Below are 26,756 nucleotides of genomic sequence, written 5' to 3'. Positions count from 1 at the left end.
GTTCTCCAGATACGAAAAAGCCCCTTGAGGCAGGGGCTGTTGAGTGTTGTTGAAATTTGCCGGTCAAAAAAACGCCCCGTGGTGCGGGGCGATTTATTGGGTTTGACTGGCGAGCCAGGGCAGCACGACGGGGCGGTATTGGCGGTCGGGAAAACTCGGCGACTGCGGCCAATCCCGGAGGGCCTGCCGATAGGTAAGCAATTCGGAAAACTGAGCAGACGTCAGGGTAGTCTCCTGTTTCAAGTCCTGCTCATCTCGATGACGTGTCACGAGCCACTCGCTGGCGTGCATCTCCGCGTCGCGCCAGGCTCGCTCGCGGGCGGCCAGAGAATCGCCCTCCCTCACCGGCTCGACAAATACCTCCCCGTCGTACCGCCATCCGTGTCTGACTTCTTCGCTGCATGGTTTCCACATCAAATCCGGGTGGAAGCGTCCTGCGGGATCGACCTCCGTCACCTCATGCACAACGCTGTCTTGTATCAATGCCCACATGTTGATCACCATCTGATAACTACTTGGCCGGGCGACCCATTGCCGCCGTTGCCGTTTTCATTGCCGCCGCCCCCGCCACTGCCGACAAGCGTACTGGACGTACCGGCCTGGCCAATCGAACCCGCCCCAGCGCCGTAACCCCGGCCGCCGGCGCCATGTCCGCCGCCGTATATGGAAGTCGAAGGAGCCACACCATTATCGTGGCGAGTGGCGTGTCCACCCGGGCCCAGGGTGGTATTGATATCTCCACCTGATCCAAGGCCTGCTAGGCCGCCATACCACTTCGACGCACCGGCGCCGCCCGTGGCACTCATGAAACTGCCGAAAGACGATGCATTGCCAGGCGCTCCGTCGCCATCACTTCCAGCCCAGCCAGCCCCACCAGCGCCGACAGTAACCGTGACAGAGGAAACGCCGGTCAGGTCTACCAATCCTTCGGCAATCCCGCCGCCACCTCCACCGCCACCGCCATGGGAGAAGCGTCCGCCACCGCCACCGCCGCCGAATACGGTGACCCAGACCTTCTTGACGCCAGCTGGCACCGCCCAGGTAAACACCCCGGCGGCCTTGTAAGTCTGAGTTGCCTTGAATGGGCCGTGTCGACCGGTGGTGATTTCCTCCCAGTCTTTCCACTGTCCATCCTCACGCCGTGCGCGAATTGCCATGCCGACCTCATCGCCCGACATGCCCCCGATCAGCATTTGTGTCAGACGCTCGCCAGCATTGGAAAGACCGGAAACCTTGAGGCCGTAACGCCGGGTAGGGCTCCAACCGGGTGGCAGGTTAAGCTGACCTGCCGTGGCTGTCAGGTAATCACCCGGTACCGTGTAGTCATTCAAATCCAGGGCGGTACCGACGATTGCCCGGCCAATTCCGAACGCGCCAGGGGCAAGCATTGCGCCCGGCGTCAGATCGAGTGGATTCGCCTGCTTTGGCGTATTGAGCTCGCCCCAAACCTGGGCCCAGGCCGTCCATACCCCAGCAGAATTGCGAGTACGCATACAGGTAATCGGAATGGTGCTACTCACCAAGGAGTCCCACCACTGCGTCGCCATGTTGGAACTACCACGTTCCATATGGAAAATCGTACCGTTAGGGATAACCGTCGTGGCTCCAGGGCTCATGGGCTTAGTTCCCGTGGTACTAGTAGTCACCATGTAGACGCCGTTCAATGTGATGGCATCGATGTCCCCGGTATAGCTGTACGCGGCAGAACCAAAACCAAACTGCGCCATGATGGAGCGAACCGCTGCCGAAGTAGCGATCTTGGTACTGTTGTCGCTCCCCGACACCGTAGGGGCCGTAGGCGCCCCAATCAAGGCTGGGGAGTTAAGTGGCGCAAAACCCTGCGTCACGTTCTGAAACGTCAACGCCGTGGTACCCAGCACGATCACACCGTCAGTAATCAACTGCCAGATCGTATTGGCAAGCGTCGTCCCTTCCTCAACCGAGACAATCAACCCCGAGGTGACTTCGACACTCGCGTCGGCATCCTTTGCCCGACCCCACATCCCATTGGCAACGATATAAATACCGTTGTCTTTCGCCAAGGTCTGGGCTTTAACAAGCACCCGATCCCCAGCAACCACCGCAACACCATCAATCGTCTGAGCCCCACTCAAAACAATGTTAGCCGTCGTCGCCACCCGCACCGACTGCTTCCTGTCGAGTTTGGCGAGTTCCTCGGCCACATAGCCGGCCACCCAGGCCCGCGTAGCCTTGACGATCGTATCGTCAATCAACAACGTCACCAGCTCAGCATTGCTGGTCTCGAAAATCGACCGAATGTAGAACTCTTTGCCCGAACCAGACGTCGCCAACACCGGCTTGAACGACTCTGGATATTTGACAATCGCATAGAGGATGCCGGTATCGGTCCAGATCCCGGCCTCACGCACATACCAGCCACCCACATCGGACGGGATGGTGACCTCGGCCAGCAACCAGCTCGGATTGCTTTCATCCTGGAACAGCGCATTGAGCGGCCCACGCCAGACTTCGCGCTTGAGCGCGGTCGCCGTTGCGGCCGGGTTGTATTCCGCTCCGCCGCCATCACCGACGGAAATCTGCGACAGCTTGATGGGTGTGCCCGCCGCCTTGCAGGCGGTTTCGTAGGCGATCCCCGCATCGGTGAGCAGGGTGTAGTAGTCGGCCATTTAGGACCCCTGTGGATAAATAGTGGAGGTTTCGACGCTGTAGAGCCCGGCGGCCATGAAGGCCTGGCCCGAGACTTCCAGTCCTTCGATGACGATCGGATAAACCGTGGTCAGTTCGCCGCACAGCGTGGCGGCGCCGATAACGTGACGGCCGAATGCACTCAAGCCGACAGACACCTTCAAGGTGTCGCGTTCGCTTTTGGCATCCGCCAGGCGACGGTCGAGACGGGCGTCGATTTCTTCGCTGTAGGGCTGCTCGGTAAATGCCCTGACGGAAAAACTGTAGGGCGGGCCAGGGGGTGTTTGCTCATACCAGGCGCGCACTTCAGGCATCAGTTGCAAACCCTTGGCAGCATTTTCCAGCGCCTTTCGCGTCCCGGCCTGCCGGGCGGTGGGCCAGGCGAGTTCAACGGTCAGGCGCTTTTCAGCTTCGGGCGCCGTGGAGCTCCACTCGTTGACCCCACGATCCGCCGCGAGATACGGCAGGAACGCCAACGGCGTGGCGGCCGGGTTCATCAGCTCGGGAAACGGCGGATCGATGCGTTCGAGCAGCCGAGCGAACCCCAGGTCCAGTGCCCTTTCCAAGGGTGAACTGTTGGCCGGCAACAGACTCGGGCGAGGTGTGTCGTCACTCATAGTGTTTGCACCTCGACCTCGACGCCCGTGCAATACGGTGCCTGGAAAGCCGTGGTCACGATCGGCTCCAGCGGTTCGAGAATCTCGAGCTGGACCGCGCCGGCGCTGTGCAGCGTGTAGTCGATCCAGCTCGGGTCCACCCGACCTTCCAGTCGATGACACGCCTCGGCGTAGTCCCGCAATTGCTGTTCTGCGGCAACCTGGGTCAAGCCTGAATCCGGGCCGGCATTGATCTTCGCCACGACGCGGATCTTGTAAGGCTTGATCTGCGCGGCCTGCACGATGACCAGATCGGTTTCCGGTCGTACGTCAGGCCGGGCGAAGTGCCGGCGAACACCGTCCAGCAGCGCTTCGGACGGCGTGCCATCACCCTCCCGGGACAACACCGTCACGGTGACTTCACCCGGGGCTGTCCGGCGTCCGTTGCCGTCCTTGACCTGCGCGGCGAGACCGTCCGGATCGAATGTGTAGGTCACGTTCACGACACCGCCAGCCGCACTGTCCACCTTCACCACTGGCCGTTCACCCAAGGTAAAAATCTCCCGCCGATACTGCATGCGCGAGCCGGCCGCTGGCGCATGGGGCGCCAGGTAGTAGCGCAACCGCGCATCGTCATCGCTCTCGTAGACCGGGGGGATGGGCGGGAACGCTGCCGGGTCGCCTGGGTCAAGCAACTGACGCTCAAGGCCCATGTCCGCGAGACGAGCGTCGAGGTTGGTGCCCGTGGCCCACCACGCCAACATCTGCTTGATGCGGGCGTTGTACTTGCGTTCGTGGGTTTGCAGCCGTACGCAGAACGCCTCAAGCGCCAGGGTCAGCAGTTCGCTTTCGTTTTCAAGACTGTCCACCAGCTTCGCCGCGCTGGTGGGAGAGCGTGCGGCAACGTACTCCACCACGAAGGTCTTGAATTCTGCGAGCAGATCCTCGAACGCTTCGACGGTCACGATGGCAGGTTCGGCCAACTGATTCTGGCCGGGGATCAACATGCTCATGTCACCACCTCGAAAGTCTGTTTGCGGTTTTTCCAGATGCCGGCGAAGCGCAGCAGCAGCCCGGCACCATGCCGGCTGGCCACGATGACTTGCGGTTCGAAGTCACCGATGCCGTTGTGCGGGTTGTAGAACGCCTGGGCCGCGTGGCTCTGGGCCAGGATCAGCAGATCGTCGCCGAGGTTCTGTCCCAGCAGTTGCGTCAGTGCGCAGCCGTACAAGGGGCGTTTCTGACGCGTGCCCAGAGGCGTGGTCAACGCCCGGGTGGCGCGCTGCACGAACTGCAGCCAGTCGTCCACCGTCACGCCGGTGTTTCTATCGATTCCGATCATGGGAAGCTCTTTATGCGGTACTGATGACGCGTCCCTGGTGATCCACCAACGGGCCGCTCAGGTGCACACCGGAGGCGTCGAGCCGAATGCCGACGGCGCCCAGTTGCAGTTCTATCGTCTCTGGGCTCATCGCCAGCCGCGCCGGACCGATGCTCAGTTCCAGGGATTCACGGGAACCGGCGAATGCGGTAGGGCCGTTGTTCCAGTGCAGGACATGGCTGGTATGGTCGTAGCCGCTCTCCGTGCCGTCCTGATAGAGCCGACGCGTCAGCGAGGCCTGTGTCGAGACGGGCGGAAACTGACCGCCATTGAGACCGAACAACGCCACCGACTGACCGCCGCCATCGCCACCACCGTGGTTCAATAGCAGGCACTGCTCGCCAATCGAGGGGATCCGCGATTCGCTCTGGGCACCGGCACTCGGATTGAAGAACCGGATCGCCGGGGTCAACAGATCCCCATGGCTGACCCGACACGTGTTGCTGGCCGCATCCACTTCCTGACAGACACCGATTCGGCAGAAGCTGTCGGCGCGTCGATGCAGGTCTTCCAGCTCGGCTTCCACCTCGGCCAGGCGCTCGATGATCGGCCCCAGGTGCAGGCGTACAAGTCCATCGAACATGGTTCAGGCCTCAAGTGAGGTGTATTGATCCGGGTCGTCGATGTTCGACACTTCCCAGGTACGGGCAAATTTCGGGATACCCGAGGGGTCGTCCAGCAGCGTCGGACCCAGGTACAGGGTTTGAGTGAATGAAAGGGTCCAGGCGGTGTAGGACCGGGTCCCGCCGCTAAAGACGGACGCGATACCCTCGACATCCGCTGGCCGACTGCATTGCTCGGCCGACAGACCCCAGCGGTTGTCGACGATCAGGCGTTTCAACTCACTGGCCAGATCGCAGGCCGCCAACCCCGCGCCCGGCGACACGACCTGCATGGACAGCGTCAGGACATGGGCAATGCGTGCGTCGTTGGCACGGTTGCCTGACGCATCGCGCTCGATGGCGATCAAGACCCAAGGCTGATCGCCGGTGTCGTCGAAGTCCTGGAGGCTCCCGACCTTCAGGCCGGGAAACGTGGTACGCAGCGTCTCGGCGATGGCGGAAAACAACTGCGATGGTTTTTCAATGAGAGCGGGCATTGGATGGCCTCTTTGCTGTGGACTGGGGCACCGGGCTCACTGTTGGTCGGAGCGGGAATCCGGTGGTGGCACTTCGCAGATACCAATCCGCTTGGCGACCCAGCGCTCGTACAGCCCGATGGCCACGTCGGCGCCAGCCATGGCGGTCAGGCAACCCAGGGCGCAAGCACTCCAGATCGACATGCCGAGGGCATACAGCAGCATGATTGCCGAGACACCGCAGATCACGCAGGCACCGGAGCGCAAGGCCAGGCGCCGTAACAGGGACCAACCGCGCGCCCCTTCCTTGTCGGCACGCCACATCTCGCCGGACACCCCGCCCACCAGGGCGAGCACGATGACCAGCCAGATCGGCATGTCCAGCAACGCTTGTTGCTCGTTTGTCATGTCTCGTTTCCTGGGGTGATTAAGATTGGGCGGGTAAGTTGTTTGAGTTGAAAGAGATATGGGTCGTTGCAACCCATTGAGTCACTGGAAGCAGCGTTCAAACGTTGGCCAGGTCACTGAAGATTGAAATCACTTTGGCGCAGCGCAGGTCGCGCCTTTGTAAGTCATGGTGTAGGTGTAGTGCCTGTCCCAGGGCAGTGGTAGCGCACTGGGTGCGGCCCATTCCGCGTAGTTACCCGACATAGAACCTGCAGCGACGAACTTGCCCATGGCAATGGTTGCGAGATTGTTGGCGCTCCCTGCACCCGGCATTGGCACACTCCCGTTCCATTGGAGATCGTCCCCGTTCTGGAACCATGCGCCCTTCCAGCCGGCCTGGGAACTCGAGTACCAGGTATTGTCTGCTTTGAAACAGATCGTCTGGTTGGCATAAAAACCACCGCCCGGAACATGGTAGGAAGCGAATTGCCAGGAACCGACGGGTGAGATTTCGGCAAACGCGTGGAGGGCCTGGCTCGACAGGACGGCTGCGAGCAGCATGCTGAGCAATTTTTTCATTAGTTTTCTTCCCTTAGATAAATGGTTTTTTGAGGCGCGTTGATACAACTCTTTTAACTGGATGCCTCCGGAGCCCCTATTGCGTCTACCGAGTAATCAGCATGTCCACACTGGTCGCGTCGCAAGAGTTGTTCGCCTTCCTGTCGATGACCAGATAAAGCAAAGACGTCGGCGTGACTGCGACGTTGTTCAACATGAACGTAGTGCTACCGCCGTTTGCCAGGCTCCCGGACTGGAGCACGGTGTCGCCCAGGTTGAGCGACCAGCCAATACCATCCCCACAGGCGTTATGCAGGTCGTTGACCCGACCCAGCACGTTGATGTTGCCGGTGACAGGACTGGCCCAGCGGAAGATGCTCTGGCTGTTGGTGCCCGGATGCGCAACCACGTCCCCCTGTTTGAATACGAAACTGGTGCCCGAGCCAGTAAAGGTGAAGCTTTTCTTGGGAATAGCGATCCAGGAAGCCGGGACATCGTCTCGCCAGCAAGTCGTTGGATTACCGTTACACACCTCGGCCTGGAACGTAGGAAAGAGCGTGTAGTTGGCCGAGGCATTCACCCCCGATTTGTTTTGCATGAACGACCACGGCGAACCGGCCGGTGCAGCTTCGGTCATCAGGTACATGTCCCGGGCCAGGTTCCACGACATGGCCGTATCAGCCCAAGTGTTCAGGGATACGAAGGACGACAGAAACGCAGTCGCCAGTAGGATTTTTTTGAGCAATTTCATTTTTCTTACCTCGCTGGATGTCATTGAGCACGGAGTGCAGGGTCTATTCCGCACGCTGTTCGCTCGCCGGCGTTCACTCGAGGCTCAACGGCCTTCACATGATTCAACGTCCCACACCGGGAACATTTGATCTGGAGTTCGGTGTTCTCGCCCACGCAGGCCAGAAGTCGTTTGCAGTGACCGCATCTGAAATCCTTCGGCATCGGAAGCCCTCCATTGGCGGCGGTGATGTGTTTGAACGCACCTCACGGTGCAGGCATTCCAAAAAGCCCGGTTGCCCAGGCTTTTCAGTAATGCGCTTGATCTTTCGGCGCGACTGGCGCGGTACGGATCCATTCAAATTGTTCCTCCGGCCGCGGTCCCTGCCCGCCGGATAACTGCTTCTGGTGCTTTACGCTGCACACCTGGGCCAGTTGCCAACCCTCTGAACCGTTGAGGCCGGTTCATCGCTGCCTGTGGGTGAAACTAAAGAGCGGTTGTTGCCAGCCACTTTGTCGAGCGGCTTGGACACAGAATATGCATGTATGCATATACAGTCAATGCGTAAATGCATTTATTTATGCGCGAAGAATGCGTAAATGCATGAACCCCTTGCAGATACGGGGTTGCGGGCTTTCGAGAGGCGAAAAAAAACCCGCACGACGGCGGGTTCTATCTGACAGCGAAAAGGTTAGCGGGCGTACATGCCCCACCAGAAGACGTGACCGAGGATGACGATTTGCTCATCCTGCATTTCCTGGAAGGTGTAGTCCTCGTCTGGGTGTTCTTCGCGATTGAAACTGCGCAGGCGGATACCGGTAGGCAAGCGGTAGAGCTGTTTCACCCGCAACTGGCCGTTGTGATTGATGGCGTAGAGGTCGCCGTCGACAATGTCGCCGATCCCGCATTTGCCTGCGTTCACCCCGACCGTGGCCCCATCGCGCAGTACTGGCAGCATGCTGTTGCCGCGCACCGTCACGCATTTGGCCTGGTCGAACTGCACGCCGTTATGGCGCAGGCTGCGCTTGCCAAAGCGCAGGCTGGAGCGCTCGCTCTCCTCGATGACGAATCTTCCTGATCCAGCAGCCAATTCAACCTCACGCAGAAAGGGAACCGAGACCTCGTCTTCTTCGACAGGGGTATCGTCGTCCCACAGGCTTATGTCCTTGAGTTCGGAATGCGGCTCGTCGCGGCGCCCGCTGCCAACGGGCGAAAGATCGGCGCGCCCGCGCAACTGGTCGGTGCTCACGGCAAAATACTCGGCGATCTTCGAGATATGCTTATCCGAAGGATCGACGATCTTGCCGCTGAGGATCCGCGAGAGGGTGGACTGAGGCACGCCGGTACGCCGGTGAAGCTCCGTGGGGGAGATCCCGTGCTGATCGAGCAATGCTCTTAATACGGTAGAAACGTTGCGTTTTTGCATAACGCGCATGATGCTTGTTCTTTTTGCGGAATACAAATGCTGAATTGCATATATCTGCACATTTCCATGTGGATCCATTGCTCAAGCATATCGACAACTCGGGACGACTTTATAAAGGTGGTGGCGATAAAATTGACTACCCTATCCCTACCGACCTAGAGGCCACGCTCGGGCCACCATCCGGAGCGCACCTATGATCTCGATCAAGCTAGGTTTGACTAAAGGGGCCAAAAGCACTTTGCCGATTTTATTCGCAATGCAAAATCGGACCAAAAGAAGCGTGTTTACAGCGAGGTTTTGATTGAAGCTACCAAGCAGCAGAATCAGTTGATGATGCAAGCCGAGGCGAAACGAACCTAATATCCAGATTTCAAGAGAAGCCCGACCAAGCGTCGGGTTTTTTATTATCTCCAGCCCATGCTCCGTAAGGCGACTGCAGGCACTCCGGCGGCAAGAAATACCCAAGGGTCAGAAATCCTGCTTTACCAAAGCGATGGAAGACGCTCATCCCTGGGTCCCACCAGACCACCCATGTTAACCTTGCGCCCATCGCGGAAAAGCCGGGCCAATGCCCCTCCTTTTGCCCCACACCTTTCAACGAGCTTGCCTGACACCCATGAACACCGCCGTGAACGACCTGTCCTCCCACACGCCGATGATGCAGCAATACTGGCGCCTGAAGAACCAGCATCCCGATCAGTTGATGTTCTACCGCATGGGCGACTTCTACGAAATCTTCTACGAGGATGCGAAGAAGGCCGCCAAGTTGTTGGACATCACCCTGACGGCGCGTGGGCAATCGGCGGGCATGGCGATTCCGATGTGTGGGATTCCTTACCATGCGGCGGAAGGTTACCTGGCGAAGCTGGTCAAGCTCGGCGAATCCGTGGTGATCTGCGAGCAAGTCGGCGACCCGGCCACCAGCAAGGGCCCCGTGGAACGCCAAGTCGTGCGGATCATCACCCCCGGTACGGTCAGTGACGAGGCCTTGCTGGATGAACGCCGGGACAACCTGATCGCCGCAGTGCTGGGGGACGAGCGTCTGTTCGGCCTGGCGGTGCTGGACATCACCAGCGGCAATTTCTCGGTGCTGGAAATCAAGGGTTGGGAAAACCTGCTGGCGGAGCTGGAGCGGGTCAACCCTGTGGAACTGCTGATTCCCGACGACTGGCCCAAGGATCTGCCGGCAGAAAAACGCCGTGGCGTACGTCGCCGCGCGCCGTGGGATTTCGAGCGTGATTCGGCGCTGAAAAGCCTCTGCCAACAGTTCGCCACCCAGGACCTCAAGGGCTTCGGCTGTGAAAACCTGACCCTGGCCATCGGCGCGGCCGGCTGCCTGCTGGCCTACGCCAAGGAAACCCAACGCACCGCCCTGCCCCATTTGCGCAGCCTGCGCCATGAGCGTCTGGACGACACGGTGGTGCTGGACGGTGCCAGCCGCCGCAACCTGGAATTGGACACCAACCTGGCCGGCGGGCGCGACAACACTTTGCAATCGGTGGTCGACCGCTGCCAGACCGCCATGGGCAGCCGCTTGCTCACCCGCTGGCTGAACCGCCCCCTGCGAGACCTGACGGTGTTGCTGGCCCGACAGACGTCGATTACCTGCTTGCTGGACCGGTACCGCTTCGAACAATTGCAGCCACAGCTCAAGGAAATCGGCGACATCGAGCGGATCCTGGCGCGTATCGGCCTGCGCAACGCCCGCCCCCGTGACCTGGCGCGCCTGCGCGACGCCCTGGGCGTCTTGCCCGAACTCCAGGCAGCGATGACCGATCTCGAGGCCCCGCACCTGCAGCATCTGGCGCGCAACACCAGCACCTACCCGGAGCTGGCCGCGCTGCTTGAAAAAGCGATCATCGACAACCCGCCGGCAGTGATCCGTGACGGCGGCGTCCTGAAGACCGGCTACGATGCCGAGCTCGACGAACTGCAAGCCCTGAGCGAAAACGCCGGCCAGTTCCTCATCGACCTGGAAGCCCGGGAAAAAGCTCGCACCGGCCTGACCAACCTCAAGGTCGGCTATAACCGCATCCATGGTTATTTCATCGAGTTGCCGAGCAAGCAGGCCGAACAGGCCCCGGCCGACTACATTCGTCGCCAGACCCTCAAGGGTGCCGAGCGCTTCATCACCCCGGAACTCAAGGCGTTCGAAGACAAGGCCCTGTCGGCCAAGAGCCGCGCCCTGGCACGGGAGAAGATGCTCTATGACGCCCTTCTCGAGGATCTGATCAGCCAACTGCCGCCGCTACAGGACACCGCTGCCGCGCTGGCGGAGCTGGACGTATTGAGCAACCTGGCCGAGCGAGCCTTGAACCTGGACCTGAACTGCCCGCGCTTCGTCAGCGAACCGTGCATGCGCATCAGCCAAGGTCGTCACCCAGTGGTCGAGCAGGTACTGACCACCCCGTTCGTGGCCAACGATCTGAGCCTGGACGACAATACCCGCATGCTGGTAATCACCGGTCCGAACATGGGCGGTAAATCCACCTATATGCGCCAGACCGCCCTGATCGTGCTGCTGGCTCACATCGGCAGTTTCGTACCGGCAGCCAGCTGCGAGTTATCCCTGGTGGACCGCATCTTCACCCGGATCGGCTCCAGCGATGACCTGGCCGGCGGGCGCTCGACCTTCATGGTGGAAATGAGCGAGACCGCCAATATCCTGCACAACGCCACCGAGCGCAGCCTGGTGCTGATGGACGAAGTGGGACGCGGCACCAGCACCTTCGACGGCCTGTCGCTGGCCTGGGCGGCGGCGGAACGACTGGCACAGCTGCGCGCCTATACGTTGTTCGCAACTCACTATTTCGAGTTGACGGTGCTGCCGGAAAGCCAGCCGCTGGTGGCCAACGTCCACCTCAATGCCACCGAGCACAATGATCGAATCGTGTTCCTGCACCATGTACTGCCCGGCCCGGCCAGCCAGAGCTACGGCCTGGCGGTGGCACAGCTGGCCGGCGTGCCTGGCGACGTGATCAGCCGCGCCCGGGAGCACTTGAGCCGCCTGGAAACCACCAGCCTGCCCCACGAAGCACCGCGCCCGGCCAAGGGCAAACCCGCCGCCCCGCAGCAAAGCGACCTGTTCGCCAGCCTGCCGCATCCGGTACTCGATGAACTGGCCAAGCTCGACCTGGACGACCTCACCCCACGCCGGGCATTGGATTTACTCTATACATTGAAGACACGGATCTAACGCACAGGCTTTCAAGCTGTTAGAATCTCGCGCGGTTTGGGATGCTGCAGGCAACTAGCCTGGTCTGCAGACTATCGCTCCCAAACCTGGCGAGCCCACCGTGAAGGGTCTTCGCTGCCGCCGCCTGAGGAGAAAACTAGAAATGACCTTCGTCGTCACCGACAACTGCATCAAGTGCAAGTACACCGACTGCGTAGAAGTCTGTCCGGTGGACTGCTTCTACGAAGGGCCTAACTTCCTGGTCATTCACCCGGACGAGTGCATTGACTGCGCCCTGTGTGAACCGGAATGCCCGGCACAAGCCATCTTCTCGGAGGACGAAGTGCCGGCCGGCATGGAGAACTTCATCGAGCTGAACGCCGAGCTGGCGGATATCTGGCCGAACATCACCGAGAAGAAAGACGCCCTGCCAGACGCTGAAGAGTGGGATGGCAAGCCAGGCAAGATCGCGGACCTCGAACGCTGATCCTTCCTGCGCTCATCGAAAAGGCCCCTTGCGGGCCTTTTTGCTTTTGCGGATTCAAGGAATTACAGGCAAAAAAAAGGGGCGGTTTGACCCGCCCACATTTTTTCCCTAATCCCTTTGATCCTTTTCATCATCCTGATGAATCGCATCCTGCGATGTCCTTCCTTCCCCATCGTCCGTGACGGGTGTGTCTGTCCGTCGACACAGGACTGATATTAGTGTTTTCCCAGGTGAGTGCAACGCGGCTGATACAGGTGGCTTGCTCTGTCACGCCACATTCACAAAATAAAAAACCTTACAAATCATATAAATACAAAAAAATCACAGTGCTTATAGCTGTCTGTCCCGCCAATGAGAAACCGATCACTTACGCAACACTAGGCAAAGGCTTACACGCTGAATCTATAAATAGAGAAGGCGTAGAAATCCCTCGCCACAAGCGTGCATCGCAGAGCGTAGTGCTCGATACATCTGCTCAAAAACGGAAAAACCCCGAACCAGTCGGGGCTTTTCTCGCTGCGCTGCACTCGGGTTACTGAAACAGCGACTCACTCGACAGGCCATTCTTCTCCAGGATCTCCCGCAAGCGCTTGAGGCCTTCCACCTGGATCTGCCTGACCCTTTCCCGGGTCAAGCCGATTTCCAGGCCGACGTCTTCGAGGGTGCTGCTTTCATGGCCGCGCAGGCCAAAACGCCGGATCACCACCTCCCGTTGCTTGTCCGTCAGTTCCGAGAGCCACTGATCGATGCTCTGGGACAAGTCGTCATCCTGGAGCAGTTCGCAAGGGTCGGTGGGGCGTTCGTCAGTGAGGGTGTCCAGCAGGGTCTTGTCCGAATCCGGCCCCAGCGAGACGTCCACGGAGGAAACCCGCTCGTTGAGCCCGAGCATGCGCTTGACCTCGCCCACCGGTTTTTCCAGCAGGTTGGCGATTTCTTCCGGTGAAGGCTCATGGTCGAGCTTCTGGGTCAGCTCGCGGGCGGCCCGCAGGTAGACATTCAGCTCCTTGACCACGTGGATCGGTAGCCGGATCGTACGGGTCTGATTCATGATCGCCCGTTCGATGGTCTGGCGAATCCACCAGGTGGCATAGGTCGAGAAACGGAACCCCCGTTCAGGGTCGAATTTCTCGACGGCGCGGATCAATCCCAGGTTGCCCTCTTCGATCAGGTCCAGCAACGAGAGCCCACGATTGACGTAACGTCGGGCGATTTTCACCACCAGGCGCAGGTTGCTTTCAATCATGCGTTTTCGACCGGCCGGATCGCCACTTTGCGACAGCCGCGCAAAATGAACTTCTTCCTCTGGGGAGAGCAGTGGCGAGAAACCGATTTCGTTGAGGTACAGCTGAGTGGCGTCCAGCGCCCGGGTGTAATCGATGTACTTATGTTGTTTAAGTGAAGCGGAGTGTCTGGATTTGGCACGAACGGAAGGTGGAGATGACGCCCCTTCATCATTCGACATCGAATCCATAGCGATGCCGGTCTCCATAAGGAGAACCTCATCGTCGATGTCAAACTCCGGCACTTCTTTACTGAGAGCCATTGTTATAGTCCTTTGGTGAGTTCGACCTCAAGCTCGAGCGACGCCTTTATCCTTGGCAACGCTGGAGCCTGTTCCCTCTACGTGACGGAACAGGCTGACAACCTATCAACGACGTGGCAGGAATTGCAGCGGATCTACCGGTTTACCTTGTCGGCGAATCTCAAAATGCAGTTTCACCCGGTCTGTACCCGTCGACCCCATTTCGGCAATTGTCTGTCCGACCTTGACCTGCTGCCCCTCCCGAACCAACAGCCTGCGGTTGTGACCGTAGGCACTGACGTAGGTATCGCTGTGTTTGATGATCACGAGTTCGCCGTAGCCCCTCAAACCACTCCCGGCGTACACAACCGTGCCATCAGACGCGGCTAAAACAGGCTGTCCCAAATCTCCGGCGATATCAATTCCTTTATTCAAACTACCGTTTGAAGAGAATTTTCCAATAAGAACGCCATTAGAAGGCCATCCCCAGCCTGTCGGGGCGGGGCCTGCCGGAGGCAGTGGAGCGGGGGCCGGCTTGTTCGCGACGGACGGTACTGTCGCCGTCGCAGCCCCCACTGGCCGGCGTATCACCGTGGTTTTACTCGAAGACGAAGGCGTCGATCCGGACTGGGTGACCACCGCGGTTGGCGTTGAACCGCTGCGACCATCGAAGCGAATCGTCTGACCCGGATGAATGGTATAGGGCGCAGGAATGTTGTTACGCGCCGCGAGAGCCTTGTAGTCCCAGCCATAGCGAAAAGCGATGGAAAACAGCGTATCGCCGCGACGGACTACATACTGACCGGTCGTTACTGTAGGACGTTGCGGCGCAGCATTGTTGCGATCGACGACCCGGACATTACCCGATGGTGTACTGGAACAACCGACCAGCAAGAAGCTGCTCAAGACAAGGCCAGTCAACAGGCGCTGAAAGCTCGTGATACTCATACGCTGCGCAATGACTGTGAGACTCACCCGCCGCTCCCTTTGTGGTGGCTGAAAAAATGGAAACTGCCTGTCCAGGCAGAGGTGGCGCGAGTATAACGGGCCGCGCCCACCCTTCTATCAATGACGCGCGGGACGCTACCGCACACGTTTGCTCGCCGCCGTTGAAGCGTATTCGACAAATCGATGCCGCTGTAAGACACAGCCAGCGTCACGGAATTCAGCCTCTGTTTATAAATGCTCAGGCCAACGGCCCATTGAGTAACGGCACGAACCGCACCGCCCCCAGGACGTGTCGCGAAAAGCCATGTTCTTCCCGCACGATCAGCATCAATTGCTGTACTTCGCCGGCGCCCACCGGGATGACCATGCGTCCACCCGGTGCGAGTTGATCCAACAGGGCCTGGGGCACATCGGTCGCCACGGCCGTGACGATGATTCCGTTATAAGGCGCCAGGGCTGGCCAGCCTTCCCAGCCGTCGCCCCAGCGAAATACCACGTTGCGCAGGTTCAGCTCCACCAGGCGCTCCTTGGCGCGATCCTGCAGCACCTTGATCCGTTCCACGGAAAACACCCGCTCCACCAGTTGCGACAAGACCGCCGTCTGGTAACCCGAACCGGTGCCGATCTCCAGCACCTTGTCCAGCGGGCCCGCCTCCAGCAGCAACTCGCTCATGCGAGCCACCATATAAGGCTGGGAAATGGTCTGGTTATGGCCGATCGGCAACGCCGTGTCTTCATAGGCCCGATGGGCCAGGGCTTCATCGACGAACAGATGCCGCGGCGTACGGCGAATCACTTCCAGCACCTGGGCGTTGGACAGACCTTCTTCGTAGAGCCGCTGGATCAGTCGTTCACGTGTCCGCTGGGAAGTCATGCCGATCCCGCGGCGTAGCATATCGTCTTGCTCACGAGCCATCAGTGCAGCCCCTCCAGCCAGCCATCGAGATGTCGGAAGGCATCATTGAAGGTGCGGTCGAGCTGCAACGGCGTGATCGAGACATAACCTTGCATCACCGCATGGAAATCCGTGCCCGGCCCGCCATCCTCGGCATCACCGGCGGCGGCGATCCAGTAGCCGGCCTTGCCCCGCGGGTCGACCACATGCATGGGCCGGGCGGCGCGGGCGCGGTGGCCCAGGCGGGTCAGCTGGATGCCGCGGATATGGTCCAGAGGCAGGTTCGGGATATTCACGTTCAGCACCGTGCGTGGCGGCAGGTCCAGTTCACCGTGGGCCTGCACCAACTTACGGGCGAAATAGGCGGCAGTGGGCAAATTGTCGACCTGCCGCGAAACGAACGAGAAAGCAAACGACGGATGATCGAGGAAGCGACCTTCCAGGGCAGCGGCGACCGTACCGGAATAAAGCACGTCATCGCCCAGGTTGGCCCCCAGGTTGATACCCGAAACCACCATGTCCGGTTCGCGTTCCAGCAAACCGTTGAGGCCCAGGTGCACGCAGTCGGTGGGGGTGCCGTTGAGACTGATGAAACCGTTATCCAGGTAGCAGGGGTGCAGCGGACGGTCGAGCGTCAGCGAGCTGCTGGCGCCGCTTTTGTCCTGGTCCGGGGCGATGACCACGCACTCGGCAAAATCCGCCAGCGCAGCATAAAGCGCGGCAAGACCGGGTGCTGTCACCCCGTCGTCGTTAGAAATCAGAATACGCATGGGCTGTCCGTCTGCCCTACCGGCACCAGATCGACGAGTTCGCGCACCAAGGCAGTGGCGAAACATCCGGCCGGCAGGACGAATTCCAGTTGCAGAATGTCAGGCTGGGGATAATGCCACGACAGCCCGCCAATGGGCAGTCGCAGGATGCGACGTTCGTGATTCATTCCCGCGTTTATCAACCAGTCCCGCAGATCGGCCTCCCCCTCGGCAACAGCCTGTTCCAGCTCGAAGGTGGCGCCAGCGGCGGGCGAAGGCCCCTCGCCCCACTGCGGTCCGGTCGGGTGCAGGTCGAGGATTGCCAGGCGCGGATCGCTGCATTCGGCTTCGCCGGCAGGGAAAAAACTGCGGCTGTCGGTGAAGGCCAGCAAGTCGCCAACCTGTGCCTTTTGCCAGGTTCCATCGGCTACCCGTGCCGCCAGTACCCGATTGAACAGATAACTGCGCGCGGCGGATAACAGCCTCGAGCGTACATTGCGCTGCTCCGGCAGGGCGCTGCGGGCAGCCCAGGCGCGCGCATCCACGACATTGCCGCCATCGTGCCCGAACCGCTGGGCGCCGAAATAGTTGGGGATGCCCTGGCGAGCGATCGTCTGCAGGCGAGCATCGACCGCCGCGCTGTCGCCCTTGAACCCAGTGAGCCGCAAGGTAAAGCCATTGGCCGAATGCGCGCCACGTTGCAGCTTGCGCCTGTGGCGGGCGGTCTTGAGAATCTTCAGTGTGTCGTTCTGCGCCGCCGAAAGGTCCGGGTCGGCCTTGCCGGGCAACTGGATGCTGAACCATTGCCGGGTCAGGGCCTGGCGGTCCTTGAGTCCCGCGTAGCTGACGGTGCGCAACGGCACGCCGGCAGCCTTGGCAATGCGCCGGGCGGCCTCCTCGGTGTTCAGGTCACGCTTTTCAACCCAGAGCCACAGGTGCTCGCCATCGCCGGTCAGTGGAATATCCAGCACTTCATCGACCTGGAAATCCTCGGCGGTGGCTTTCAGTACCGCACTGCCCAGCGACTCACCATAGACACGCGGCCCCAACAGTTCCAGTTCGGTCATGGGCGCAGCAACAAGGCAACGGAATGGACGGCGATGCCTTCTTCGCGGCCGACGAAGCCCAGCTTCTCGGTGGTGGTGGCCTTCACGTTCACCTGGTCGATGCCGACCTGGAGATCCTCGGCGATCAACTGGCGCATCGTTTCGATGTGCGGTGCCATCTTCGGAGCCTGGGCCACGATGGTGTTGTCGACATTGCCGACCGTCCAGCCCTTGGCGTGGATCAGCGACACCACGTGGCGCAGCAGCGCACGGCTGTCGGCGCCCTTGAATTGCGGATCGGTATCAGGGAAATGCTTGCCGATATCGCCCAACGCGGCGGCGCCGAGCAAGGCATCGCTCAAGGCGTGCAGCAAGACGTCACCATCAGAATGCGCGAGCAGCCCGAAACCATGTGCGATCCGCACACCGCCCAGAGTAATGAAATCGCCTTCAGTGAACCGGTGAACATCATAGCCGTGGCCAATACGCATAAAAAAACGCCCTGATTTCTGTCAGGGCGTGATTCTACCTGCATTAGAGGTAGGGGTGTTCTCAATTAGTCTTCCCGGCGTGGTGGAAAAAACTAACCGATTGCCCTCCCGAGCGCGCGGGCATGATGTTGCAGGTGATCGTCGATGAAACTGGCGATGAAGTAGTAGCTGTGGTCATAGCCCGGTTGCAGGCGCAACTCCAGGGGATGGCCGGCCGCCTTTGCCGCCTGCTGCAAGGCTTCGGGCTTGAGCTGGTTGGCCAGGAAGTCGTCACGGTCGCCCTGGTCCACCAGCAAGGGCAGCTTCTCCTCCGCTTCGGCGATCAGCGCACAGGCATCCCATTCCCGCCATTTGGAACGGTCCTCTCCCAGGTAACGGGAAAAAGCCTTTTGCCCCCAGGGGCAATCCATCGGATTGGTGATCGGCGAAAATGCCGACACCGACTGGTAACGACCCGGATTGCGCAAGGCGCAGACCAGCGCCCCATGCCCACCCATGGAGTGCCCGCTGATACTGCGCTTGTCCGAGGCGGGGAAATGGGTCTCGACGAGCGCAGGCAACTCCTGCACCACGTAGTCATACATCCGATAGTGCCGTGCCCAGGGTTCCTGCGTGGCATTCAGATAAAATCCCGCGCCCAGGCCGAAGTCCCAGGCACCGTCCGGATCCCCCGGTACATCGGCCCCACGGGGGCTGGTGTCCGGCGCGACAATGATCAACCCCAGCTCGGCGGCCATGCGCTGGGCGCCGGCCTTCTGCATGAAGTTCTCGTCGGTGCAGGTCAGCCCCGACAGCCAGTACAGCACAGGCAGCTTGCCGCCCTGCTCGGCCTGGGGTGGCAGGTAGACGGCGAATACCATGTCACAGCCAAGCACTTCGGAACGATGCCGGTAACGCTTGTGCCAGCCGCCGAAGCTTTTCTGGCAAGAGATGTTTTCGAGGTTCATGGACATTCCAGTGGCAAGCGCCAAGCTTCAAGCTGCAAGAGAGTGCCAGGCCTACTTGCAGCTTGTAGCTCGCCGCTTGCCGCTGCTCCTTAGAAATGAATGACGGTGCGGATGCTCTTGCCTTCATGCATCAGGTCGAAAGCCTTGTTGATGTCTTCCAGGCCCATGGTATGAGTGATGAAAGTATCCAGTGGAATCTCGCCCTTCTCGGCCATTTCCACGTAGCTCGGCAGTTCGCTGCGACCACGCACGCCACCAAACGCCGAACCGCGCCAGACGCGCCCCGTCACCAACTGGAATGGACGGGTGGAGATTTCCTGGCCGGCACCGGCCACGCCGATGATTACCGACTCGCCCCAGCCCTTGTGGCAGCACTCCAATGCGGCACGCATCAGCTGGACGTTGCCGATGCATTCGAAGGAAAAGTCCACGCCGCCATCGGTCATGTCCACGATGACCTCCTGGATCGGACGGTCGAAGTCCTTCGGATTGACGAAATCGGTGGCGCCCAGTTGCCGGGCGATTTCGAACTTGGACGGGTTGATGTCGATGGCGATGATGCGCGAGGCCTGGGCTTTCACGGCGCCGATCACAGCCGACAGGCCGATGCCGCCCAGGCCGAAGATCGCCACGGTATCACCCGGCTTGACCTTGGCCGTATTGAGCACCGCGCCGATACCGGTGGTGACGCCACATCCCAACAGGCAGACTTTTTCCAGCGGTGCATCCTTGGCGATCTTGGCGACGGAGATTTCCGGCAACACGGTGTACTCGGAGAAAGTCGAGGTTCCCATGTAGTGGAAGATCGTCTCGCCCTTGTAGGAAAAACGCGAAGTGCCATCCGGCATCAGGCCCTTGCCCTGGGTAGCACGGATGGCCTGGCAGAGGTTGGTCTTGCCCGACTTACAGAATTTGCACTGGCCGCACTCGGGTGTGTACAGCGGAATCACATGGTCGCCCACCGCCACGGAGGTCACGCCTTCGCCAATGGCCTCGACGATGGCGCCGCCTTCATGACCGAGGATCGACGGAAAAATCCCTTCCGGGTCGGCACCCGACAGCGTGTAGGCGTCAGTGTGGCAGACACCGGAAGCCACCACGCGCAGCAACACTTCGCCAGCCTTGGGCATGGCGACGTCGACTTCAACGATTTCCAGGGGTTTCTTGGCCTCGAAGGCAACGGCGGCGCGCGACTTGATCATCCTGTAGCTCCAGCAAATAAAAACGAGACAGGGAGTGTAATCCGCCTGCAGCCAGGGAATAATCCAGCCAAAAGCAAAACATTATTGCCATACAGGGATAATCCTCCATGTCCGATAATCGCTGGGAAGGGATCGACGAGTTCGTCGCCGTGGCCGAATGCAGTCAGTTCACCGCCGCAGCGGAGCGTCTTGGTGTGTCGTCTTCCCACATCAGCCGCCAAATCGTACGGCTTGAGGAGCGTCTTCAGACCCGACTGCTTTATCGCAGCACCCGCCGCGTCACGCTCACCGAGGCCGGGCAGACGTTCCTGCAGCACTGCCAACGCCTGCAGGATGGCCGCGAGGAAGCCCTTCGCGCGGTGGGCGACCTCGCCAGCGAGCCCAAGGGCATGCTGCGAATGACTTGTGCCGTGGCCTATGGCGAACGTTTCATCGTGCCGCTGGTGACACGTTTCATGGGACTTTATCCACAACTGCGGGTGGACATCGAACTGAGCAACCGCCCCCTCGATCTCGTCCATGAAGGACTGGACCTGGCGATCCGCCTGGGCCGCTTGCAGGACTCACGTCTGATTGCCACCCGCCTGGCGCCACGGCGCATGTACTTGTGTGCCTCGCCGTCCTATCTGGAACGGTATGGCCGGCCCCATAGCCTGTCGGAGTTGAGCCGCCACAATTGCCTGATCGGTAGCTCCGATCTTTGGCAACTGGAACAGAACGGGCGGGAATTTTCCCAACGAGTGCAGGGAAACTGGCGCTGCAACAGCGGGCAAGCGGTGCTGGATGCGGCGTTGCAAGGGGTGGGGTTGTGTCAGTTGCCGGATTACTACGTGCTGGAGCATCTGCACAATGGTGCGTTGATCTCGCTGTTGGAAGCCCATCAGCCGCCGAATACGGCAGTATGGGCGTTATATCCACAGCAGCGACATCTGTCGCCCAAGGTGCGCAAGTTGGTGGATTACTTGAAGGAAGGGTTGGCGCAGCGGCCGGAATATCGGGGGTGACCGGGTCTTTGTTGCCTGGGCTGAGGTTATCGCGAGCAAGCTCGCTCCCACAGGGGTTTATCGTCGAATGATGGACAACTGTTCACACCGGTTCATTGTCGGAGCGAGTTTGCTCGCGATGACGTCGGCCCAGATGATGACAATCCAACGAGGGGCAGATCCCGCTTAATGCCGATTCGCCCAACGCTGGCGCAACCACTCCAGGTCTTCGGGTCGAGTGACCTTGATATTGTCGGCCCGCCCTTCGATCAACCGTGGTGCCTGTCCCGCCCATTCCATGGCGGAGGCTTCATCGGTAATCACCGCGTCCGCGACCAGGCTGTCGGCAAGGGCCCGATGCAAGGCACCGAGGCGAAACATCTGCGGTGTATAGGCTTGCCAGATCACGCTGCGGTCGATGGTTTCCAGCACTCGGCCATGCCGGTCGACCCGCTTGAGGGTGTCGCGCGCCGGAACAGCCAGCAGGCCGCCGACCGGATCGCTCGCCAGCTCGCCGAGCAATGTATCGAGATCGTCCCGGGCCAGGTTGGGCCGGGCCGCGTCATGCACCAGCACCCAATCGTGATCGTCGGCACCCTGGGCATGCAGGTGCAACAAGGCATTGAGCACCGAGTCCGAACGCTGCGCGCCGCCGTCCACGCGCTGGATGCGCGGGTCGTTGGCGCAGGCCAGGGTTGGCCAGTAGGGATCGTCGCATGCAACGCTGACCACCACGCCCTTGACGGTCGGATGATCGAGGAAACAGCCAAGGCTGTGTTCAAGAATTGTGCGTCCGCCCAGTTGCAGGTACTGCTTGGGACGGTCCGCGGCCATACGGGCTCCGACGCCCGCGGCAGGAATCACGGCCCAGAAGGCCGGCAAACGAATACTCATTGGGCCAACTGGTAGAGGGTCTCGCCCTCCTTGACCATGCCCAACTCATGGCGAGCCCGCTCTTCGACGGTCTCCATGCCTTTTTTCAGCTCCATCACTTCGGCGTCCATCACCCGGTTGCGCTCCAGCAGTGCCTCGTTCTCGGCACGCTGCTCGGCAATCTGCTGAGTCAGGTCGGCCACTTGCGCCAGGCTGCCATTACCTACCCACAGGCGGTACTGCAGGCCGGCCAGCAACAGGAGCAAGACAAGAAACAACCAATTGGGACTGCGCATCGAATATCGGGTATCCAGTGAAAAAAGACCGCCATGCCAAACTTTGAAGCACCTGATAGCACGAAGCCTGGAAAACCCAGGCTTGTGCTTGATAAGGCATCAGATTAGAGGGAAAGCCACCGTTATGGCGACTTTTCCGACACAATCCGCTGTCTTTTTACCATTTACCGCTTAACCGCGAAACTCGGCACGACCGTTGTACTTGGCCTTGCCATTCAACTGCTCTTCGATACGCAGCAGTTGGTTGTACTTGGAAACGCGGTCGGAACGGCACAGCGAACCGGTCTTGATCTGGCCCGCCGCGGTGCCCACCGCCAGGTCGGCGATGGTCGAATCCTCGGTTTCACCGGAGCGGTGGGAGATCACGGCGGTGTAGCCGGCAGCCTTGGCCATCTGGATGGCTTCCAGGGTCTCGGTCAGGGTGCCGATCTGGTTGAACTTGATCAGGATCGAGTTGGCGATCTGCTTGTCGATGCCCTCTTTCAGGATCTTGGTGTTGGTCACGAACAGATCGTCACCCACCAGCTGGGTCTTGGCACCGATCTTGTCAGTGAGGATCTTCCAGCCAGCCCAGTCGGACTCGTCCAGGCCATCTTCGATGGAGATGATCGGATAACGCTCGGTCAGGCCCTTGAGGTAGTCGGCGAAACCTTCGGCGGTGAACACCTGGCCTTCGCCGGACAGGTTGTACTTGCCGTCTTCGAAGAATTCACTGGCGGCGCAATCCAGGGCCAGGGTCACGTCGGTGCCCAGCTTGTAGCCGGCGTTGGCCACGGCTTCGGAGATGACTTTCAGGGCGTCTTCGTTAGAGGCCAGGTTCGGTGCGAAACCGCCTTCGTCGCCCACCGCGGTGCTCAGGCCGCGTGCCTTCAGCACTGCCTTGAGGTGATGGAAAATCTCGGTGCCCATGCGCAGGCCTTCGGAGAAGGACTTGGCGCCAACCGGCTGCACCATGAACTCCTGGATGTCGACGTTGTTGTCGGCATGCTCGCCGCCGTTGATGATGTTCATCATCGGCACCGGCATCGAGTAGACGCCAGGGGTACCGTTGAGGTTGGCGATGTGCGCGTACAGCGGCAGGTCCTGGTCCTGGGCGGCGGCCTTGGCGGCGGCCAGGGATACGGCGAGGATCGCGTTGGCGCCCAGGGAGGCTTTGTTCTCGGTACCGTCGAGCTTGATCATGGCCTGATCGAGGGCTTTCTGGTCGGCAGGGTCCTTGCCCAGCAACAGGTCGCGGATCGGACCGTTGATGTTGGCGACGGCTTTCAGCACGCCCTTGCCCAGGTAACGGCTCTTGTCGCCATCACGCAGCTCCAGCGCTTCGCGCGAGCCAGTGGAAGCACCGGACGGCGCGCAGGCGCTGCCGATGATACCGTTATCGAGAAGCACGTCCGCTTCGACAGTGGGGTTGCCACGGGAGTCGAGAACTTCACGACCTTTGATGTCGACGATTTTTGCCATTGTTGTAAACACTCCAAAGTTGACGAAAACGACGCAGCGAGAGGAAATCTTTTACCGTCGGCGGGAAGACAGCAGCGGGCAGGCTTGCCGACGATAACGCCCGGCCCGCAGGCCAGAGCGTTTGTCGAGCGGTACTTTACCGGAGAAAACCGGGTTACGCGGTTTCTATCGTCGGAAAACCCTTGACCAGCTCATCCAATGCCTTGAGCTGAGACAGGAATGGTTCCAGCTTGTTCAAGCGCAAGGCGCAAGGACCGTCGCACTTGGCATTGTCAGGGTCCGGGTGGGCCTCCAGGAACAGGCCCGCCAGGGACTGGCTCATGCCGGCCTTGGCCAGGTCGGTCACCTGGGCGCGGCGTCCGCCAGCGGAGTCGGAACGACCGCCAGGCATCTGCAGCGCATGGGTGACGTCGAAGAACACCGGATACTCGAACTGCTTCATGATGCCGAAGCCGAGCATGTCCACCACCAGGTTGTTGTAGCCGAAGCTGGAGCCGCGCTCGCACAGGATCAACTGGTCATTCCCGGCCTCTTCGCACTTGCTCAGGATGTGTTTCATTTCCTGGGGCGCGAGGAACTGGGCTTTCTTGATGTTGATCACCGCGCCGGTCTTGGCCATCGCGACCACCAGGTCGGTCTGGCGCGACAGGAAGGCCGGCAGCTGGATGATGTCGCAGACCTCGGCGACGACCGCAGCCTGATAAGGCTCGTGGACGTCGGTGATGATCGGCACGCCGAAGGCTTGCTTGATGTCCTGGAAGATCCGCATGCCCTCTTCCAGGCCCGGGCCACGGTAGGAAGTCACCGACGAGCGGTTGGCCTTGTCGAAGCTGGCCTTGAAGACGTAGGGGATGCCCAGCTTCTGGGTCACCTTCACGTATTCCTCGCACACCTGCATCGCCATGTCGCGGCTTTCCAGCACGTTCATGCCGCCGAACAGCACCATGGGCTTGTCGTTGGCAATCTCGATGTCGCCGACGCGGATGATCTTCTGGGCCATCGTCTTATGCCTTTTTCCGGTGTTGAGCCAAAGCGGCCTTCACGAAACCGCTGAACAGCGGGTGGCCGTCCCGTGGCGTCGAGGTGAACTCGGGATGGAACTGGCAGGCCACGAACCATGGATGATCCGGGGATTCCACCACTTCCACCAGCGCGCCGTCACCGGAGCGACCGGAAATCTTCAGGCCCGCCTCGATCAGCTGCGGCAGCAGGTTGTTGTTCACTTCGTAGCGATGACGGTGACGCTCGACGATCACGTCCTTGGCATAGCACTGGTGCACCAGGGAGCCTGGCTCGAGCAGGCATTCCTGGGCGCCGAGGCGCATGGTGCCACCCAGGTCGGAGGCTTCGGTACGGACTTCGACGGCGCCGGTGGCATCTTCCCACTCGGTGATCAGGCCCACGACCGGGTGGCCGCTGGCACGATCGAATTCGGTGGAGTTGGCGTCCTTCCAGCCCATCACGTTACGGGCGAACTCGATGACGGCCACTTGCATGCCCAGGCAGATGCCCAGGTATGGCACCTTGTTTTCACGTGCGTATTGGACGGCGGTGATCTTGCCTTCCACGCCCCGCAGGCCGAAACCGCCCGGTACCAGGATCGCATCGGCGCCTTCCAGCAGGCCGGTGCCCTGGTTCTCGATGTCTTCGGAATCGATGTAGCGCAGGTTGACCTTGGTGCGGTTGCTGATGCCGGCGTGACTCATCGCCTCGATCAGCGATTTGTAGGCATCCAGCAATTCCATGTACTTGCCGACCATGGCGATGGTGACTTCGTGCTCCGGGTTGAGCTTGGCATCGACCACGGCGTCCCATTCGGACAGGTCGGCGCCAGCGCATTGCAGGCCGAAACGCTCGACGACGAAATCGTCCAGGCCCTGGGAGTGCAGGATGCCGGGGATCTTGTAGATGGTGTCGGCGTCTTCCAGGCCGATGACCGCGCGCTCTTCAACGTTGGTGAACTGGGCGATCTTGCGGCGCGAAGAGATGTCGATCGGGTGGTCGGAGCGGCAGATCAGCACGTCCGGCTGCAGGCCGATGGACCGCAGTTCCTTGACCGAATGCTGGGTCGGCTTGGTCTTGGTTTCGCCGGCGGTGGCGATGTACGGCACCAGGGTCAGGTGCATGAGCATCGCACGCTTGGCGCCGATTTCGAAACGCAACTGGCGGATAGCCTCGAGGAACGGCTGGGACTCGATGTCGCCCACGGTACCGCCGATCTCCACCATCGCCACGTCGGCATCGCCGGCACCCTTGATGATGCGGCGCTTGATTTCGTCGGTGATGTGCGGAATGACCTGGATGGTCGCACCCAGGTAGTCACCACGACGTTCCTTGCGCAGCACGTGCTCGTAGACGCGGCCGGTGGTGAAGTTGTTGTTCTGGGTCATGGTCGTGCGGATGAACCGCTCGTAGTGGCCCAGGTCCAGGTCGGTCTCGGCGCCGTCGTGGGTGACGAACACTTCGCCGTGCTGGAACGGGCTCATGGTGCCCGGGTCGACGTTGATGTACGGGTCCAGCTTGAGCATGGTGACCTTAAGTCCCCGCGCCTCCAGGATGGCCGCCAATGAAGCCGAGGCAATGCCTTTCCCCAATGAAGAAACAACACCGCCCGTGACGAATATGTAGCGCGTCATGAAAAACCCTAGAAGTCTGCGTTAAAGCGGTCCGAGCCGCCGGGGAAAGCGAAGGAAGGCCGAAGCCCCCGATCACCTGCATTAATCACAGTGCACCTTTCAAAAAAACCGCCGCGTTGGGACAGACCGGAGGTGAAATCACCGGTACGTTGCTCGCTACACATTTTTTGGAATCGCCCAGCAAAGACTGCTTGGTAATCGGCAACTCCTGCAATTCAGGCG

General features: G+C 60.4%; 28 protein-coding genes. 3 read left to right on the top strand and 25 right to left on the bottom strand.

From position 1 onward, the window contains the following. Positions 1-93: 93 nt before the first annotated feature. The 12 genes from AC1M7R_RS16985 to AC1M7R_RS16930 form a co-directional block, all read right to left on the bottom strand. Positions 94-504, bottom strand: coding sequence for a phage tail assembly chaperone (locus AC1M7R_RS16985; RefSeq protein ID WP_143148724.1), 411 nt, complete (start codon positions 502-504; stop codon positions 94-96). Beyond that, the gene (locus AC1M7R_RS16980) at positions 498-2,648 is read right to left on the bottom strand and encodes a phage tail protein (protein ID WP_243750413.1); all 2,151 of its coding nucleotides are present in this window, start codon (positions 2,646-2,648) and stop codon (positions 498-500) included. Before AC1M7R_RS16980 ends, AC1M7R_RS16985 begins: the two co-directional genes overlap by 7 nt. Continuing rightward, entirely contained in the window at positions 2,649-3,284 is a 636-nt protein-coding gene (locus tag AC1M7R_RS16975; RefSeq protein WP_165887768.1) for a phage tail protein I, read from the bottom strand. Next, positions 3,281-4,276, bottom strand: a complete 996-nt coding sequence (locus tag AC1M7R_RS16970) for a baseplate J/gp47 family protein (RefSeq protein ID WP_165887769.1) — start codon at positions 4,274-4,276, stop codon at positions 3,281-3,283. Before AC1M7R_RS16970 ends, AC1M7R_RS16975 begins: the two co-directional genes overlap by 4 nt. Further along, on the bottom strand, positions 4,273-4,605 hold the full coding sequence (locus tag AC1M7R_RS16965; RefSeq protein ID WP_072432261.1) for a phage baseplate protein: 333 nt from the start codon (positions 4,603-4,605) through the stop codon (positions 4,273-4,275). Before AC1M7R_RS16965 ends, AC1M7R_RS16970 begins: the two co-directional genes overlap by 4 nt. Before the next feature lie 10 nt (positions 4,606-4,615). Beyond that, positions 4,616-5,227 carry a phage baseplate assembly protein V gene (locus AC1M7R_RS16960; RefSeq protein WP_072387883.1) on the bottom strand — a complete coding sequence of 204 codons (612 nt, stop codon included), beginning with the start codon at positions 5,225-5,227 and terminating at the stop codon, positions 4,616-4,618. Between the two features lie 3 nt (positions 5,228-5,230). Then, positions 5,231-5,743 (bottom strand): hypothetical protein, encoded by a 513-nt coding sequence (locus AC1M7R_RS16955; protein WP_165887770.1) that lies wholly within the window; start codon positions 5,741-5,743, stop codon positions 5,231-5,233. A 36-nt stretch (positions 5,744-5,779) separates the two neighbouring features. Beyond that, complete coding sequence (locus tag AC1M7R_RS16950) at positions 5,780-6,130, bottom strand: phage holin family protein (protein ID WP_072459444.1); 351 nt, start codon at positions 6,128-6,130, stop codon at positions 5,780-5,782. A 129-nt stretch (positions 6,131-6,259) separates the two neighbouring features. Then, the gene (locus tag AC1M7R_RS16945) at positions 6,260-6,688 is read right to left on the bottom strand and encodes a hypothetical protein (protein ID WP_165887771.1); all 429 of its coding nucleotides are present in this window, start codon (positions 6,686-6,688) and stop codon (positions 6,260-6,262) included. A gap of 85 nt (positions 6,689-6,773) precedes the next feature. After that, positions 6,774-7,418, bottom strand: a complete 645-nt coding sequence (locus AC1M7R_RS16940) for a hypothetical protein (protein ID WP_072432259.1) — start codon at positions 7,416-7,418, stop codon at positions 6,774-6,776. Between the two features lie 20 nt (positions 7,419-7,438). Then, the gene (locus tag AC1M7R_RS16935) at positions 7,439-7,621 is read right to left on the bottom strand and encodes a Com family DNA-binding transcriptional regulator (RefSeq protein WP_165887772.1); all 183 of its coding nucleotides are present in this window, start codon (positions 7,619-7,621) and stop codon (positions 7,439-7,441) included. Positions 7,622-8,088: 467 nt separating this feature from the next. Further along, positions 8,089-8,823, bottom strand: a complete 735-nt coding sequence (locus AC1M7R_RS16930; protein WP_072388731.1) for a LexA family transcriptional regulator — start codon at positions 8,821-8,823, stop codon at positions 8,089-8,091. A 628-nt stretch (positions 8,824-9,451) separates the two neighbouring features. On the opposite strand from AC1M7R_RS16930, the gene mutS reads away from it, so the two are divergent. After that, positions 9,452-12,019: a DNA mismatch repair protein MutS gene (gene mutS, locus AC1M7R_RS16925; protein ID WP_490610485.1), complete on the top strand. Its 2,568-nt coding sequence runs from the start codon at positions 9,452-9,454 to the stop codon at positions 12,017-12,019. 142 nt (positions 12,020-12,161) lie between these two features. After that, positions 12,162-12,485 (top strand): ferredoxin FdxA, encoded by a 324-nt coding sequence (gene fdxA, locus AC1M7R_RS16920; RefSeq protein ID WP_072387901.1) that lies wholly within the window; start codon positions 12,162-12,164, stop codon positions 12,483-12,485. A 532-nt stretch (positions 12,486-13,017) separates the two neighbouring features. On the opposite strand, the gene rpoS is transcribed toward fdxA, so the two are convergent. The 8 genes from rpoS to AC1M7R_RS16880 form a co-directional block, all read right to left on the bottom strand. Then, the gene (gene rpoS, locus AC1M7R_RS16915; RefSeq protein ID WP_072387904.1) at positions 13,018-14,028 is read right to left on the bottom strand and encodes an RNA polymerase sigma factor RpoS; all 1,011 of its coding nucleotides are present in this window, start codon (positions 14,026-14,028) and stop codon (positions 13,018-13,020) included. 105 nt (positions 14,029-14,133) lie between these two features. Continuing rightward, on the bottom strand, positions 14,134-14,982 hold the full coding sequence (locus tag AC1M7R_RS16910; protein WP_072387907.1) for a peptidoglycan DD-metalloendopeptidase family protein: 849 nt from the start codon (positions 14,980-14,982) through the stop codon (positions 14,134-14,136). Between the two features lie 211 nt (positions 14,983-15,193). Beyond that, positions 15,194-15,829 carry a protein-L-isoaspartate(D-aspartate) O-methyltransferase gene (locus AC1M7R_RS16905; RefSeq protein ID WP_172679635.1) on the bottom strand — a complete coding sequence of 212 codons (636 nt, stop codon included), beginning with the start codon at positions 15,827-15,829 and terminating at the stop codon, positions 15,194-15,196. A gap of 41 nt (positions 15,830-15,870) precedes the next feature. Further along, complete coding sequence (surE, locus tag AC1M7R_RS16900; protein WP_072387909.1) at positions 15,871-16,620, bottom strand: 5'/3'-nucleotidase SurE; 750 nt, start codon at positions 16,618-16,620, stop codon at positions 15,871-15,873. After that, on the bottom strand, positions 16,608-17,666 hold the full coding sequence (truD, locus tag AC1M7R_RS16895; RefSeq protein ID WP_490609759.1) for a tRNA pseudouridine(13) synthase TruD: 1,059 nt from the start codon (positions 17,664-17,666) through the stop codon (positions 16,608-16,610). Before truD ends, surE begins: the two co-directional genes overlap by 13 nt. Further along, a complete protein-coding gene (ispF, locus tag AC1M7R_RS16890; protein ID WP_072387913.1) occupies positions 17,663-18,136 on the bottom strand; it encodes a 2-C-methyl-D-erythritol 2,4-cyclodiphosphate synthase in 474 nt (157 codons plus the stop codon). Before ispF ends, truD begins: the two co-directional genes overlap by 4 nt. Positions 18,137-18,228: 92 nt before the next feature. Then, complete coding sequence (gene fghA, locus AC1M7R_RS16885) at positions 18,229-19,089, bottom strand: S-formylglutathione hydrolase (RefSeq protein ID WP_165887773.1); 861 nt, start codon at positions 19,087-19,089, stop codon at positions 18,229-18,231. Between the two features lie 83 nt (positions 19,090-19,172). After that, positions 19,173-20,285, bottom strand: coding sequence for an S-(hydroxymethyl)glutathione dehydrogenase/class III alcohol dehydrogenase (locus AC1M7R_RS16880; RefSeq protein WP_072387917.1), 1,113 nt, complete (start codon positions 20,283-20,285; stop codon positions 19,173-19,175). A 107-nt stretch (positions 20,286-20,392) separates the two neighbouring features. Between AC1M7R_RS16880 and AC1M7R_RS16875 the strand changes: the two genes are divergently transcribed. Continuing rightward, on the top strand, positions 20,393-21,289 hold the full coding sequence (locus tag AC1M7R_RS16875; protein ID WP_072387919.1) for a LysR substrate-binding domain-containing protein: 897 nt from the start codon (positions 20,393-20,395) through the stop codon (positions 21,287-21,289). A 165-nt stretch (positions 21,290-21,454) separates the two neighbouring features. Here AC1M7R_RS16875 and ispD read toward each other — a convergent pair whose 3' ends face one another. From ispD to pyrG, 5 genes are all read right to left on the bottom strand, one after another. Next, positions 21,455-22,162, bottom strand: a complete 708-nt coding sequence (gene ispD, locus AC1M7R_RS16870; protein WP_072387921.1) for a 2-C-methyl-D-erythritol 4-phosphate cytidylyltransferase — start codon at positions 22,160-22,162, stop codon at positions 21,455-21,457. Beyond that, positions 22,159-22,437, bottom strand: a complete 279-nt coding sequence (gene ftsB / locus AC1M7R_RS16865; protein ID WP_072387923.1) for a cell division protein FtsB — start codon at positions 22,435-22,437, stop codon at positions 22,159-22,161. Before ftsB ends, ispD begins: the two co-directional genes overlap by 4 nt. 171 nt (positions 22,438-22,608) lie before the next feature. Beyond that, positions 22,609-23,898 carry a phosphopyruvate hydratase gene (gene eno, locus AC1M7R_RS16860; RefSeq protein ID WP_072387925.1) on the bottom strand — a complete coding sequence of 430 codons (1,290 nt, stop codon included), beginning with the start codon at positions 23,896-23,898 and terminating at the stop codon, positions 22,609-22,611. A gap of 154 nt (positions 23,899-24,052) precedes the next feature. Continuing rightward, positions 24,053-24,898, bottom strand: coding sequence for a 3-deoxy-8-phosphooctulonate synthase (gene kdsA, locus AC1M7R_RS16855; protein WP_072387927.1), 846 nt, complete (start codon positions 24,896-24,898; stop codon positions 24,053-24,055). Between the two features lie 4 nt (positions 24,899-24,902). Next, positions 24,903-26,534 (bottom strand): CTP synthase, encoded by a 1,632-nt coding sequence (gene pyrG / locus AC1M7R_RS16850; protein WP_072387929.1) that lies wholly within the window; start codon positions 26,532-26,534, stop codon positions 24,903-24,905. Between the last annotated feature and the right edge of the window lie 222 nt (positions 26,535-26,756).

The sequence above is a fragment of the Pseudomonas sp. MS01C9 genome (genome assembly GCF_058202755.1).
The sequence above is the reverse complement of the archived record's forward strand: the minus strand, read 5'-3'. Positions and strand labels throughout refer to the sequence as shown.

Bases quoted from the DNA above. Each gene is read 5' to 3' on its own strand.
- AC1M7R_RS16930 (WP_072388731.1), bottom strand. From the start codon at position 8,823: ATGCAAAAACGCAACGTTTCTACCGTATTAAGAGCATTGCTCGATCAG.
- AC1M7R_RS16985 (WP_143148724.1), bottom strand. From the start codon at position 504: ATGGTGATCAACATGTGGGCATTGATACAAGACAGCGTTGTGCATGAG.
- AC1M7R_RS16905 (WP_172679635.1), bottom strand. From the start codon at position 15,829: ATGACTTCCCAGCGGACACGTGAACGACTGATCCAGCGGCTCTACGAA.
- AC1M7R_RS16875 (WP_072387919.1), top strand. From the start codon at position 20,393: ATGTCCGATAATCGCTGGGAAGGGATCGACGAGTTCGTCGCCGTGGCC.
- fghA (WP_165887773.1), bottom strand. From the start codon at position 19,089: ATGTCCATGAACCTCGAAAACATCTCTTGCCAGAAAAGCTTCGGCGGC.
- rpoS (WP_072387904.1), bottom strand. From the start codon at position 14,028: ATGGCTCTCAGTAAAGAAGTGCCGGAGTTTGACATCGACGATGAGGTT.
- fdxA (WP_072387901.1), top strand. From the start codon at position 12,162: ATGACCTTCGTCGTCACCGACAACTGCATCAAGTGCAAGTACACCGAC.
- AC1M7R_RS16955 (WP_165887770.1), bottom strand. From the start codon at position 5,743: ATGCCCGCTCTCATTGAAAAACCATCGCAGTTGTTTTCCGCCATCGCC.
- ftsB (WP_072387923.1), bottom strand. From the start codon at position 22,437: ATGCGCAGTCCCAATTGGTTGTTTCTTGTCTTGCTCCTGTTGCTGGCC.
- surE (WP_072387909.1), bottom strand. From the start codon at position 16,620: ATGCGTATTCTGATTTCTAACGACGACGGGGTGACAGCACCCGGTCTT.
- AC1M7R_RS16880 (WP_072387917.1), bottom strand. From the start codon at position 20,285: ATGATCAAGTCGCGCGCCGCCGTTGCCTTCGAGGCCAAGAAACCCCTG.
- AC1M7R_RS16960 (WP_072387883.1), bottom strand. From the start codon at position 5,227: ATGTTCGATGGACTTGTACGCCTGCACCTGGGGCCGATCATCGAGCGC.
- AC1M7R_RS16945 (WP_165887771.1), bottom strand. From the start codon at position 6,688: ATGAAAAAATTGCTCAGCATGCTGCTCGCAGCCGTCCTGTCGAGCCAG.
- ispF (WP_072387913.1), bottom strand. From the start codon at position 18,136: ATGCGTATTGGCCACGGCTATGATGTTCACCGGTTCACTGAAGGCGAT.
- AC1M7R_RS16965 (WP_072432261.1), bottom strand. From the start codon at position 4,605: ATGATCGGAATCGATAGAAACACCGGCGTGACGGTGGACGACTGGCTG.
- AC1M7R_RS16980 (WP_243750413.1), bottom strand. From the start codon at position 2,648: ATGGCCGACTACTACACCCTGCTCACCGATGCGGGGATCGCCTACGAA.
- pyrG (WP_072387929.1), bottom strand. From the start codon at position 26,534: ATGACGCGCTACATATTCGTCACGGGCGGTGTTGTTTCTTCATTGGGG.
- AC1M7R_RS16950 (WP_072459444.1), bottom strand. From the start codon at position 6,130: ATGACAAACGAGCAACAAGCGTTGCTGGACATGCCGATCTGGCTGGTC.
- AC1M7R_RS16970 (WP_165887769.1), bottom strand. From the start codon at position 4,276: ATGAGCATGTTGATCCCCGGCCAGAATCAGTTGGCCGAACCTGCCATC.
- truD (WP_490609759.1), bottom strand. From the start codon at position 17,666: ATGACCGAACTGGAACTGTTGGGGCCGCGTGTCTATGGTGAGTCGCTG.
- AC1M7R_RS16935 (WP_165887772.1), bottom strand. From the start codon at position 7,621: ATGCCGAAGGATTTCAGATGCGGTCACTGCAAACGACTTCTGGCCTGC.
- AC1M7R_RS16975 (WP_165887768.1), bottom strand. From the start codon at position 3,284: ATGAGTGACGACACACCTCGCCCGAGTCTGTTGCCGGCCAACAGTTCA.
- kdsA (WP_072387927.1), bottom strand. From the start codon at position 24,898: ATGGCCCAGAAGATCATCCGCGTCGGCGACATCGAGATTGCCAACGAC.
- AC1M7R_RS16940 (WP_072432259.1), bottom strand. From the start codon at position 7,418: ATGAAATTGCTCAAAAAAATCCTACTGGCGACTGCGTTTCTGTCGTCC.
- eno (WP_072387925.1), bottom strand. From the start codon at position 23,898: ATGGCAAAAATCGTCGACATCAAAGGTCGTGAAGTTCTCGACTCCCGT.
- ispD (WP_072387921.1), bottom strand. From the start codon at position 22,162: ATGAGTATTCGTTTGCCGGCCTTCTGGGCCGTGATTCCTGCCGCGGGC.